This window comes from Anabaena subtropica FACHB-260 (assembly GCF_014697105.1).
GTDB lineage: Bacteria > Cyanobacteriota > Cyanobacteriia > Cyanobacteriales > Nostocaceae > Trichormus > Trichormus subtropicus.
On sequence record NZ_JACJRF010000001.1, the window covers coordinates 140610 to 154384 of the forward strand.

Below are 13775 nucleotides of genomic sequence, written 5' to 3' on the forward strand. Positions count from 1 at the left end.
TGTCAGTATTATGCACTTGTTTAATCGTGTCAAGTACCACACACCCGAAAGTGTAGAATTGGAATTTACCCTCGCTGGTATCGGTAATCGTGCCTGGGCTTTAATAATTGATTATCTGATTTTAGCTGTGACTTGGGTAGTCTTTTTCCTGTCCTGGGTATTTATTTCCGCACAGTTGGTAGATTGGTGGACAGAGACTTTTGGTTCGGCGATGGCTGTTTGGCTAGTAGCGATCGCCTTTATTGTTAGTTTTGTTATGTATGCTGGTTATTTTGTCTTTTTTGAGACTTTATGGCAAGGACAAACCCCCGGTAAACGGTTAGCTAAAATCCGTGTAGTCAGAGATGATGGCAGACCTATTGGGCTACAACAAGCTACCCTCAGAGCTTTATTGCGACCTTTCGACGAAGTTTTGTTTCTTGGGGCTTTTTTAATTATTTTTACTCGCAAAGAAAAGCGTCTTGGTGATTTGGTATCTGGCACAATTGTCATTCAAACTGAAACACCAACTACCTCAGCAACTTTCACTATTTCCGAACAAGCCAAATCATTTTATGAGGAACTATTACAAATCACTGACTTATCGATATTATTACCCGATGACTTTGCTGTAATTCGTGAATATTTACAGCGACGTGGCGCAATGGGAAACAAAGCTAGAAGCGCCTTATCCCTGAAATTAGCCCAACAAGTTCAAGATATTCTGCATTTAGAAAAATTACCTGCAACCGTTGCCTCTGATGTCTTTCTAGAAGCTGTTTACCTTGCCTATCATGGGAGTGGGGAATGGGGAATAGGGAGGAATTAGAAATTGGGGCAGGAGAGCAGGGGATAATTGCTTTTTCGGGTTCCGCCTGCTCCCTGCTCCTTGCTTCCTGCCTCAACCAGCTTTCAAGTTAACGCTGGTTAGTTGTTCGAGGAGTGCAATCACTTCAGTACGGCTGAGTTTTTCTTTACCGTTAGCGATCGCGTTAATAGTTCCATGTGCTAATGTCAAGGGAATTTGACAAAAATTCAGCGCAGGGCCTTCTGGTAAAGCGTTGGTATAAGCATCTGCTAAAGCAAGATTACGCAGAGCATACTCTTGCATATTGGTTGCATCCCAACCATCAGGAAAGAAGCTGACTCCCCGCCCCAAATCTTCAATGTGGTTACGCAGGATGTTGACTGCTTGCAAACCTCTACCAAACCCAATTGCCAAAGTCCGGTTGGTTTGTGTGCCGTCATACCAAGTCCATAAATCCGAGAGTAGCAACCCAACTGCACCAGCAACTCCAAAGGTATAGCGGTCTAAATCAGATTCTGTATGAATTTTCCAGTTGTTTTCTGCCCAGTAAGCCATCCTATCAGACATGGCAGCCGTAGCATCCCAAATTCGCGGTGCAATTGTTTCTGGTGCTAATAATGACCATTCTCGAATCCTTAGGGTAACTTCTTCTAGGGTATTTTCGTAACCACTAAATCCATCTGCAAAAGCATCCACAGGAAAACCATCAACCCCAGCTTGTAGTGTCAAGCTAATCGCTCGCAACAATTTGGCTTTTGTGGGGTTGTCCAGCGTAGGGTGGTCTTCAATTTCATCTATAGCACGCATACACAAGTATGCGGATGCGACTGCCTCTTGTAATCCTGGCGGTAAAATATTAATTGGAATATAAAAAGTTCGACTAGTCTCTTTGAGGATTTGCAAGGCATCGCTACGTAAATCCATGTTTTCACTCCTCTGTTGATTTTTACACCACATCCCGCTACCAGTTTTTTTGGATAATACCGGATATTGTTTCGACTAAACCTGAAAAACTAAAGATTCGCTAGTATTGCTCCTAAATACTAATGTTTTTTTGTATCAAAATTAACAAAATTCTCAATTTATGAAAATTGCGTCTAGTTTACGTGATTGGTACTGGACGTATTTACATTGATGTTTAATATTGCATTGTAAAATATTGGTGTAAATATAAACAAATATCTTAATATGTCATTCTGTAATATACCAAAATGATCCTGTAATTCAAAGTAAATTCCGAAGTATCTAATTTTAAAAGTCTTGATGACAGCGATCAATCAACTGAAAAGTTTATTTTGCATATAAGCAATTTCTAAATAAGAAACATAGTAAATTTTAGCAATTACCGAGGCTAATTATAAATTCAAGTTAAGTAAATTTAATTACAATTTATACTACATTTTCTCAATAATAATACTTAATATTAAGTGTTACTATTTTACTATTGCAACGGTTAATATCTATTTCCCGCAGATGTGGCTAATACAACACGGCGTAAATGAGCCACCCATTGAAAATGTCTGAAACCCTGGCAAAAACGTAATGAGGAATGACGTTAGCTTTAGCCTTCCCTACTTTCCCTGCGGAACGCTGCGCGCAGCTAGCTTGCTTCCCCCCAGGGGTAGCTATGGTGTACACACAAGTCGTGAAATTCCACCTGACACTTGGTTTTGTCCTCTAGCGTTAGGTTGTGCGATGGCGTACCCGCCCGCCAGAGGCGATGGGCTACGCCCCACCGTAGGCGATCGCTCTGGAAGCCTGTCATTGCGTTCGCGTAGCGTCTCGCAGAGAGGAGGAACGACGAACGCAAGAGCGTGTCGTAGACAAGCAATCGCTTTAACCACGGGATTATGTGATTACTTCGCTCCGTTATCACTGCGCTCGTAATGACAATTTAAGGGATCTATAACGCCTGAAATCCTTTCAGATAGTACTTGTGTATAAACCGTAGCTGCATGGGAGAGAGGTTTGGAAAGGGGTTTTCCATATCCCGTGAAAAGTCAGATAAATTTCAGTGAATCTGACCAAATTAAGCAAAAACACTGAGGTTAAGCACGATTGTAAAGCATAGATTATTGAAAGTAATAATACTTGCAAGCTAATACAAGAATGTAACTTAGTTATTTACATATACTGAGTCAAAACTCATATATGGACTTTTTAGTTTTTCCTTAATTACTGTAATTTATACATTTTTTAAATACATAACAGAGTCTCCCCTGACTAACACAGTTATCTTTAACAAGGTTAGACTAGGGTGATTTTATTGCGTATTTATACATAATTAAGGTTAACTAAATAGTATCTAAAGTTATAAAAATATCGAGATTGATAACTGTATTAGCTGAATTTTTCCCATTACCAAGCACCTAACCACAAAAATTATGAACCTAACATTAGATACTCAAACTAACTCAACTCCAGCATCACTCGCCTCAAGCATTGTCTTTATTGATACAGCAGTTACAGACTACGAAAGTTTAATTGCTGGTGTCAAACCAGGTAATCAAGTCTTCATCCTTGACCCCAACACCGATGGGGTAGAACAAATCACCAGAGCTTTGCAAGGTTGGGAATATAACTCAGTTCACATTGTTTCCCACGGTAGCCAAGCCAGCTTGCAACTAGGGTCAACTTGGCTGAATGCAGCTAACTTGGATACTTACACCACTCAATTACAGCAGTGGAGAGAAAGTTTATCCACAAATGCCGAAATTTTGCTTTACGGTTGCCATGTGGCATCTGGGGAACAGGGGATGGAGTTTGTCAGACAACTGCACCTGCTTACAGGAGCTAATATTGCGGCTTCTACAGAGAAAGTAGGCAGTAGCCAACAGGGGGGAAGTTGGGAGTTAGACATCAATGTTGGGCATATATCTACAAAATTAGCCATCACAACCGCAGTCCAAATAGCTTATCCATCAGTATTAGTTTCTTTTGACTCTGCCACTAACTTTACCGTTGGTTCTACTCCTCGTTCAGTAACAGTGGGAGACTTCAATGATGATGACAGGTTAGACTTGGCTGTTACTAACCAAAGTAGCAGTAATGTCAGTGTACTACTAGGACAAGGTAATGGCAACTTTGGTGCCGCCACTAACTTTACCGTTGGTACTAATCCTTTTTCAGTAACAGTGGGAGACTTCAATAATGATGGGTTCCAGGACTTAGCTGTTGCTAACCAAGGTAGCAGTAATGTCAGTGTACTACTAGGACAAGGTAATGGCAGCTTTGACCCTGCCACTAACTTTACCGTTGGTTCTACTCCTCGTTCAGTAACAGTGGGAGACTTCAATAATGATGGGTTCCAGGACTTAGCTGTTGCTAACTTTGGCAGTAACAACGTCAGTGTACTACTAGGACAAGGTAACGGCAGCTTTGGTGCCGCCACTAACTTTACCGTTGCTTCTAATCCTTATTCAGTAACATTGGGAGACTTCAATGATGATGGGATGCAGGACTTAGCTGTTGCTAACTTTCTTAGTAACAACGTCAGTGTACTACTAGGACAAGGTAACGGCAGCTTTGGTGCCGCCACTAACTTTACCGTTGCTTCTAATCCTTATTCAGTAACAGTGGGAGACTTCAATGGTGATGGGATGCAGGACTTAGCTGTTGCTAACCTAGGTAACAATGTCAGTGTACTACTAGGACAAGGTAATGGCAACTTTGGTACCGCTACTAACTTTACAGTTGGTTCTGTTCCTGTATCAGTAACAGTGAGAGACTTCAATGGTGATGACAGGTTAGACTTGGCTGTTGCTAACTTTAGCAGTAACAACGTCAGTGTACTACTAGGACAAGGTAATGGCAGCTTTGACCCTGCCACTAACTTTACCGTTGGTGTTGGTCCAACATTAGTAACAGTGGGAGACTTCAATGGTGATGACAGGTTAGACTTGGCTGTTGCTAACCAAAGTAGCAATAATGTCAGCATACTGCTGAATACTACTAATTTTCCTTTTCCCCCCACAGTAGCCAACCCCATAACCAACCAAACAGTAACCACAGGCACAGCATTTAACTTCCAAATTCCCAGCAACACTTTTACCGATGCAGACCCAGGCGACACCCTCACCTACACCGCCACCCTCAGCAACGGCGACCCCCTACCCAGTTGGTTGTCATTTAATGCAGACACAGGCACATTCACCGGCACACCCACCAAGAACAACATAGCCAACCTCAGCATCAAAATCACCGCCACAGACACCACAGACCTGAGCGTTGAGACTACATTTAATCTCTCAGTGGGTCTACCAGACAATATCATCAACGGCACATTAGGCAACAACACACTCATTGCCACTGCTGCTAGAGATGTATTTAATGGTGCAGGTGGCAGTGATAACATCATCACCAGCTTCGCCAACCTCCAACAAAACGACTCATTCAACGGTGGAGATGGCACAGACACCATCATCATTCATGGAGGCACAAACACCGACACCATCACCTTTGATTTAACCAACGTCAGCAACCAACTAGCCAGCATCTCCGGCACAACCATCACCAATGTTGAAACCTTCGACCTGAGAAACTTTGCCGGTACTACTACATTTACAGGTGGTAGTGGCAACGATAGAGTCTATGGTGGTGCAGGTAATGATACCCTCACAGGTGGCGCTGGTGATGACTATCTTGATGGTGGAGATGGTAATGATATCCTCAACGGTGGAGATGGTAATGATGTCCTCATTGGTGGTGGTGGCACAAATACCATGACTGGTGGCGCTGGTAATGACCGCTACTACATAGATAATGCCAATGATGTAATCATTGAAGCTCTCAATGGTGGTACGGATGAAGTGTTTAGCACAGTCAGCTACACCTTAGCTGAGAACGTGGAAAACCTCACCCTCAGAGGTACTGCTGTGGAAGGTAGAGGTAATGCTAGTAACAACAATATCCGTGGTAATGATGAGGACAATATTCTCTATGGGCTAGATGGTAATGACACCCTCAACGGTGGTGGGGGTGATGATTGGCTGTTTGGTGGCAATGGTAATGACACCCTTAATGGTGGCATTGGTGATGATATCTTAATTGGTGGCGCGGGTAATGATAGGTTATTCGGTGGTGCTGGTACTGATATCTTCGTTTTTGGTTTTACCGGTAATCCCTTCAACAGCAGTGATTTTGGCATAGATACCATCTCTGATTTTGCCGTTGGCGTAGATGCCATTGCTTTGGATATATTGAGTTTTACTGCTCTTGGTAGTATGAGTGGTGATGGTTTTAGTGTGGCGAGTGATTTTGCTGTGGTGAATACTGACGCAATGGTTGCTATGAGTGATGCTTTGATTGTTTACAGCAGTGGTAGCGGTCGCTTGTTCTATAACCAAAATGGTAGTGCTGCGGGTTTGGGTTCTGGCGCTCATTTTGCTACCGTCTCTGGTGCGCCTGCTCTGACTGCTGGTGATTTTGAGATTTTTGATTCTCAAATGATGCCAGCGTAACAGAAGTATTTTTAGCGTTTAAGGAGGGTAGTCAACCCTCCTTTTTTTGTATCTTATAAATTTACGTAATAATATTGAGAATGACAATAATTAAGTAATTTTTTATATTAAAAACATATAATTTCTACTTAATTGCGAATTGCGAATTGGTATTACTTCGTTGTCAGTAAATCTAGCAATTGCAGTAATAATGCTGAGGTTCGCAGTAATTTTAAGGCATAAATTAGATACCGAAATCTCACTATATTGACTAACTCTTCTCTTTGCTCATAAATTTACAATTCATAAAGGTATTTTTTAATGAGTGTCATTTTATTTGTTGATCCTACAGTTCCCGATTATCAAAGTCTTATTCAAGGGCTAAGTGCTGATACTCAACTAGTAATACTTGATCCACAGAAGGATGGTGTATTACAAATCACTGAGGCTTTAAAATCAGGTATTTTTGATACTGTACACATTGTTTCTCACGGTACAGAAGGTAATTTACAACTAGGAACAACTCAGTTAAATTCAGCGACTCTGCCGAGTTATAGTAATCTGCTTGGGCAATGGTCAAATCACCTGATACCAGGTGCAGATATACTTCTGTATGGTTGTAAGGTCGCCCAAGGGGATGCAGGTAAAAACTTTGTCCAGCAGCTACATCAAGTCACAGATGCAGATATAGCCGCTTCTGATGATGCAACTGGTAGCGTTGTTTTAGGTGGAGATTGGAATTTAGAATACTCCACTGGGACAATTACCGCACCCCTAGCGTTTCAGATTGGGGTAATGGAAGCTTATAACTCAGTCTTAGCACCTTTTACAGATGGGAATTTAGTTATCTATCGAGTCGGAACAGGTTCAGCTACTTTATCTAATGCAGGAACAGCAGTTTTTCTAGATGAATACACTCCAAGTGGTACTTTAGTTCAATCTATTCCACTTCCGACCGCCATCGATGGCTCAAACAGGCGATTAGTTGCTAGTGGCACAGCAACATCGGAAGGATATCTCACCCTCTCAAATGATGGTCAATACCTGCTTTTAACAGGATATGATGCTGATACTGGCACTGCTTCCATTCCTGGTACTTCATCCACTTCAGTTAATCGTGTCGTGGGTCGTGTGGATGCCAGTGGTAATATCAACACTACAACCGCTTTAAGCAATTTTTCTTCTGCTAACAATATAAGAAGCGTTGCTAGTACAAATGGAACTGATATCTGGGTAACCGGTACATCAACAGGAGTTGCTTACACAACTTTAGGTAGCACTACAGCAACTCAATTAAGTACAACAGTTACGAATATCCGCAACGTCAATATCTTTGACAACCAACTTTACATTTCAACTAGCTCTGGTTCAGCAGTTCGCGTTGGCAGTGTTGGCAGTGGAACTCCCACAACTTCTGGACAGAATATTACCAATTTACTTGGTTTTTCAACCACAAGTAGTCCCTATGGCTTCTTTTTCGCTGACCTTTCCCCCAGTGTAGCTGGACTAGATACCCTGTATGTTGCTGATGATCGTACAACAAGTTCAGGAGGAGGATTGCAAAAATGGATTTTTGATGGAACAACATGGTCTTTAGCTTATACCTTAATTTCAGGACTGACAACTGGTTTGCGAGGTCTTACGGGTTCTGTTGTAGGCACAACTCCTGTTTTATATGCGACAACAGCAGAAAGCACTGCACCTAAGTTTGTAACTCTAACAGATACGGGATCTAATTCTGCATTTACTACTCTTGCTACAGCCGCACCAAATACAGCTTTCCGGGGTGTGGCATTTGCACCCACATCTCCACCTTCTGCTTTTCCTGATTTAACCATCAGTTTATCCGATTCCCCAGATCCAGTAACAGTTGGCAATAACCTCACTTACACCCTCAACGTCAGCAATAGCGGTACAGGTAACGCTTCAGGCGTTGTAGTAGATTTTACTTTACCAACAGGACTATCAGTAGTTGGAGTACCAGGAGTTTCTAACGGTTTTGCCTACACAGGAACTACCAATGGAGTAGCTAGATTTACTGGTGGTAGCGTTAACGCTGGTAGTAATGGCATCCTAACCGTGCAAGTGAATCCGACTAGAGCAGGAAATTTAACTAGCGGTATAGCAGTAGTTGATCCTGATAATACAATTACTGAAATTAATGAGAGTAATAACACGGCTGCGGCGATTAATACAACGGTCAACAACAACGCTCCAGTACTCAATAACACAGGCAATCCCACATTAACAGCAATTACCGAAGATGTTCTAGTTGCCAATAATCCAGGCACTCTCGTATCTGACATCATCGGTAACACCATCACTGATGTAAATGCTAATGCTTTAAAAGGCATCGCTGTTACCTTTGTTGATAACAGTAGAGGTACTTGGCAATATACCCTAAATAATGGAGCTAACTGGAGTTCATTCAATACACCAGGTCTAAATGAAGCACGGTTATTACCTGCTGATGCTAGTACTAGGATTCGTTTTCTTCCCAACCCTAACTTCAGTGGCACTGCGGATATTAACTTTTACGCTTGGGATCAAACATCAGGAACAGCAGGTAGTACGGCAAATATCTTACCAACAAATCCCTTTGGTGGAAGTGGCACAGGTGGAAGCACTGCCTTCAGTACAGCTTACGAAGGCGCATCAATCACTGTTACTCCGGTTAACGACACAGCACCAACCCTCAGCAATGGAAATGTAACACTGCCTAGCATCGATGAGGATACCCCTATTGTTAGTAATAGAGGTAGCCTACTTGCTGATTTAGTCAGAGGCTTAATTAGCGACAGTGACCCAGACCCCCAAGGAATTGCAGTCATAGGCGCAGATAACAGTAACGGTTCTTGGCAATATTCTCTTGATGGCGGTACAAATTGGCTCGACTTTGGCACAGTATCTAATAACTCAGCCACATTACTAACCACTGGCGTTGTACTTTATGATGGCTCATTAGCTGGTTTACCCACTTCCCAAGGCTGGCTTAAGTTTGGTGCTTCAGCTGCTATTCCTCCTGCGATTGGAATTGGTGGTACTGAATCAGCAATTACTGGTGGAACTCAGTTAAACAGTGTTACTTCAGCACCTAATCAGTTGATTGGCTCATCTGGCTACAGCAATCACAATTCCTACACTCCAGTTTTATATAATCAATCCTTCCCTGTACTTGATCCGGTTAAGGGCTTTACTCTCAGCTTTGATGTCAAAATTAATAGTGAAAATAATAGTGACACGAATCGAGCCGGATTTAGCGTCATTGTTGTCACCAGTGACAAAACTAAAGCCATTGAACTAGGCTTCTGGACAAATGAAATTTGGGCGCAGACGGCTAGTCCATTGTTTACCCATAGCACCACAGAACGAGCATTTAGAAACACAACCACAGCAGTCACCCGTTATCATCTGGTAGTTGAAAACAACACTTACAAGCTGTTTGCCCCAGATTCATCTACACCGATTTTAAGTGGCAATCTCCGTGATTACACCGCATTTAATCACACTACTGGCGCACTCTCACCAATTAATTCTTTACCTTTTGATCCTTACGAAACACCCAATTTCATATTCTTTGGTGACAATACAACCTCTGCCAGAGCTTCTAGTGATATTTCACGGGTAGAACTACAAACAAATACCAGAGTCCGCTTTGTTCCCAATGCTGACTACAACGGTCAAGCAAATCTCTCATTCCGCGCTTGGGATGGTTCTAATGGTGTAGCTAGTGGTACTACAGGAGTAAACGCTTCAGTTAATGGCAATGCCACAGCATTTAGTAGTAATACGCAAACTGTTGGCATCACGGTTAATCCTGTCAACAATGCACCCACAGTTGCCAACCCCATAGGCAGCCAAACAGCAGCCACAGGCACAGTCTTCAACTTCCAAATCCCTGGTAACACCTTTTTTGACGCTGACGGAGACACCCTCACCTACACAGCCACCCTCAGCAACGGCGACCCCTTACCCAGTTGGTTGTCATTTGATCCAGCCAATGGCACATTCACCGGCACACCCACCAGAAACAACATAGCCAACCTCAGCATCAAAATCACAGCCACAGACACCACAGACCTGAGCATTGACACTACATTTAATCTCTCAGTGGGTCTACCAGACAACATCATCAACGGCACATTAGGCAACAACACATTTATCGCCACTGCTGCTAGAGATATATTTAACGGCATAGGTGGTAGCAATAACTTCATTACCAGCTTCGCTAACCTCCAACAAAATGATTCATTTATTGGGGGAAATAGCAGAGACACCATCATCATTCATGGAGGCACAAACACCGACACCATCAGCTTTGACCTCACCAACCCCAATAACCAACTAGCCAGCATCTCAGGCACAACCATCACCAACGTTGAATCCTTCGACCTGAGAAACTTTGCCGGTACAGTCACCTTCACAGGTGGTAATGGTAACGATAGAGTCTATGGTGGCGCTGGTAACGATACCCTCACAGGTGGCGCTGGTGATGACTATCTTGATGGTGGAGATGGTAACGATACCCTCAATGGTGGCGATGGTAACGATGTCCTCATCAGTGGTAGTGGTACAAATACCATGACTGGTGGCGCAGGCAATGACCGCTACTACATAGATAATGCCAGTGATGTAATTACTGAAGCTATCGACGGTGGCACGGATGAAGTATTTAGCACAGTCAGCTACACTTTGGCTGCCAATGTGGAAAACCTCACCCTCAGAGGTAGTGCTGTTATTGGTAGAGGTAATGCTAGTAACAATAATATCCGTGGGAATGATGAGGACAATTTTCTCTATGGGTTAGATGGTAATGACAACCTCAACGGTGGCAATGGTAATGATACCCTTAATGGTGGCAATGGTAATGACACCCTTAATGGTGGTACTGGTAATGATATCTTAATTGGTGGCGCTGGTGACGATCGCTTATTCGGTGGTGCTGGTGCTGATATATTCGGTTTTGGTTTTACTGGTAGTCCCTTCAACAGTGGTGATTTTGGCATAGATACCATCTCTGATTTTGCCGTTGGTGTAGATACCATTCATTTGGATAAAGCGAGTTTTACGGCTCTCACTGATTTTAGTGTGGGGAGTGAATTTGCCACAGTGAGTAATGATACCCTAGTGGCGATTAGTGATGCTTTGATTGTTTATAGCAGTGGTAGCGGTCGCTTGTTCTACAACGAAAATGGTAGTACTGCGGGTTTGGGTTCTGGCGCTCATTTTGCTACTGTCTCTGGCGCTCCTACTCTGACTGCTAATGATTTTGTGATTTTTGGTTCTAGCAATCCAATGGGATAAGTGAGTATTAGTTAAATTTTCTTTTGTTTGCGGTTAGGAGGGTTAACAGCCCTCTTTTTTGTGTTTAAATAGCAGTCCCAATAAGTTCTCGGAACTCCTGCTATATTACTCAAATGGGCGATATCAAAACACTAATTATTGACAACTACGACTCTTACACTTTTAATCTCTACCAAATGATTGCAGAGGTCAATGGAGAAGTTCCCCTGGTTATTCATAATGATCAATTAGATTGGCATGAGTTCAAACAACTGGTATTTGATAATATAGTTATTTCTCCTGGCCCTGGTCGTCCAGAAAACCTCAAAGATTTTGGTATTTGTCAACAGTTATTGCAAAACTATCTAGATGTTCCCTTACTTGGTGTTTGTCTCGGTCATCAGGGAATTGGTCATTATTATGGTGGTAGGGTAATCTATGCACCAGAACCTCAACACGGGCGATTGTGTGATATTTACCACAATGGCTGTGATTTATTCCGAGAAATTCCTACACCTTTTCGTGTTGTTCGCTATCATTCCTTACTGGTTGCGGAAGAATTGCCTAGTTGTTTAGAAAAGGTGGCTTGGACTGGAGCCGGACTCGTGATGGGGTTACGTCATCGCCATTTACCTTTATGGGGGGTACAGTTCCACCCAGAATCTATCTGTAGCGAGTATGGATATAAACTGCTGGAAAATTTTCGCCAAATTACCGAAGAATATATCCAAGAAAATGGTAAGCATCGCCCAAAATTAGCCAGAAAAGTTTTTCCTATTTCTACTAACTCTCTTACTCCAGCACAATTCCCAGAATTTGCAATTTACAGTCACAAATTAGATTATTATCCCGATCCTGAACAGGCTTTTGTTCATCTTTTTGGTGAAGATACTCATGCTTTTTGGTTGGACAGTAGCCGTGTAGAACCGGGTTTATCGCGTTTCTCCTTTATGGGAGGGAGTGGGGGGAAAAATAGTTTACTGGTTCGTTATCGCACCCAATCCCAAGAAATTACCATTACACAATTGGGTAAAGTGACACACTGCCAAGAAAGTATTTTTACTTATCTCAAGCGGGAAATTAATCGCAGACATTGCCAGTCTGATGAGCTACCTTTTGACTTCAATTGTGGGTTTGTTGGCTATTTCGGTTATGAATTAAAGGCAGAATGCGGGTCTGGGTTACAACATCCCTCAGCTTTTCCTGATGCTATCTTGCTTTTAGCCGATCGCCTGATTGCTTTTGACCACCAAGAGCAAACGACTTACTTAGTCCATCTCGTTCCTGTGGGACAAAAAGCACCAGCTACAGCCTGGTTTGAGTTAATGGAGGAATGTCTGCGTACACTTCCCCCCCTTCCTCCCCTCGTTTCAGAAATGACTTCCCATCCTGTAACTTTTCATTTAAGTAGGTCATACCAGACTTACAAAGATGATACTTACAAATGTCTGGAAAAAATCTACGAAGGGGAAACTTATCAAGTTTGTTTGACCAATCAACTGTATACAGACACAACCCCCGACCCATTGACGTTTTACCGCCGATTACGTCAAGTTAACCCGGCTCCTTACTCTGCTTTTTTGCGTTTTGGTGATATGGCGATCGCCTGTTCTTCTCCAGAACGATTCCTGCAAATTGACCGTCAAGGTTGGGTAGAAACCAAGCCTATTAAGGGTACTGTAGGACGTGGACAAACTCCTGAAGAAGATTATTTACTCTATGAAAGTTTGCGTAACAGTGAGAAAGAACGGGCGGAAAACTTAATGATTGTCGATTTATTACGCAACGATTTAGGGCGAGTTTGTCAAGTAGGTAGTATTCATGTCCCCAAATTAATGGATGTGGAAACTTACGCAACAGTACATCAACTTGTCAGTACGATCCGTGGTTGTTTATCTCCTAACATGGATGCTACAGACTGCATCCGCATGGTATTTCCCGGTGGTTCGATGACTGGTGCGCCTAAACTGAGAACTATGGAGATTATCGATCAACTTGAGCAAGAAGCACGAGGAGTTTATTCGGGGGCGATCGGTTTTTTGGGTTTGAATGGTGCAGCAGATTTAAATATTGTCATCCGTACCGCCGTAATGACACCAACACAAACATCTATCGGTATCGGGGGTGGGATAGTGGCTCTTTCTGATGTGGAAATGGAATTTCAAGAAACTATCCTCAAAGCTAATGCTTTAATTCAGGCGATGCTTTTGACTGTCCACGGAGAGTTCGACCCTGATTTATACCGGATTGTGGGAATTTAAAGAGGT

At 42.6% G+C, this 13775-nt stretch carries 6 protein-coding genes; 4 read left to right on the plus strand and 2 right to left on the minus strand.

The genetic code is table 11. The annotated features are described in order from the left end of the window. The first annotated feature begins 10 nt into the window (after positions 1-10). Complete coding sequence (locus tag H6G18_RS00570; protein ID WP_190405129.1) at positions 11-808, plus strand: RDD family protein; 798 nt, start codon at positions 11-13, stop codon at positions 806-808. A 72-nt stretch (positions 809-880) separates the two neighbouring features. On the opposite strand, the gene H6G18_RS00575 is transcribed toward H6G18_RS00570, so the two are convergent. Both H6G18_RS00575 and H6G18_RS00580 read right to left on the minus strand, forming a co-directional pair. After that, a complete protein-coding gene (locus H6G18_RS00575; RefSeq protein ID WP_190405130.1) occupies positions 881-1711 on the minus strand; it encodes a squalene/phytoene synthase family protein in 831 nt (276 codons plus the stop codon). A 701-nt stretch (positions 1712-2412) separates the two neighbouring features. Further along, the gene (locus H6G18_RS00580) at positions 2413-2631 is read right to left on the minus strand and encodes a hypothetical protein (protein ID WP_190405131.1); all 219 of its coding nucleotides are present in this window, start codon (positions 2629-2631) and stop codon (positions 2413-2415) included. Positions 2632-3171: 540 nt separating this feature from the next. Here H6G18_RS00580 and H6G18_RS00585 point away from each other — a divergent pair. The 3 genes from H6G18_RS00585 (at position 3172) to pabB (ending at position 13769) form a co-directional block, all read left to right on the plus strand. Continuing rightward, the gene (locus H6G18_RS00585) at positions 3172-6246 is read left to right on the plus strand and encodes an FG-GAP-like repeat-containing protein (RefSeq protein ID WP_199311498.1); all 3075 of its coding nucleotides are present in this window, start codon (positions 3172-3174) and stop codon (positions 6244-6246) included. 300 nt (positions 6247-6546) lie between these two features. Further along, the gene (locus H6G18_RS24915; protein ID WP_190405132.1) at positions 6547-11529 is read left to right on the plus strand and encodes a choice-of-anchor Y domain-containing protein; all 4983 of its coding nucleotides are present in this window, start codon (positions 6547-6549) and stop codon (positions 11527-11529) included. 113 nt (positions 11530-11642) lie between these two features. After that, positions 11643-13769, plus strand: coding sequence for an aminodeoxychorismate synthase component I (pabB, locus tag H6G18_RS00595; RefSeq protein WP_190405133.1), 2127 nt, complete (start codon positions 11643-11645; stop codon positions 13767-13769). Positions 13770-13775: the final 6 nt, after the last annotated feature.

What these genes read in the sequence shown, in the direction of transcription:
- H6G18_RS00585 (WP_199311498.1), top strand. Translation starts at nt 3,172, where the DNA reads ATGAACCTAACATTAGATACTCAAACTAACTCAACTCCAGCATCACTC.
- H6G18_RS00570 (WP_190405129.1), top strand. Translation starts at nt 11, where the DNA reads ATGCACTTGTTTAATCGTGTCAAGTACCACACACCCGAAAGTGTAGAA.
- H6G18_RS00575 (WP_190405130.1), bottom strand. Translation starts at nt 1,711, where the DNA reads ATGGATTTACGTAGCGATGCCTTGCAAATCCTCAAAGAGACTAGTCGA.
- pabB (WP_190405133.1), top strand. Translation starts at nt 11,643, where the DNA reads ATGGGCGATATCAAAACACTAATTATTGACAACTACGACTCTTACACT.
- H6G18_RS24915 (WP_190405132.1), top strand. Translation starts at nt 6,547, where the DNA reads ATGAGTGTCATTTTATTTGTTGATCCTACAGTTCCCGATTATCAAAGT.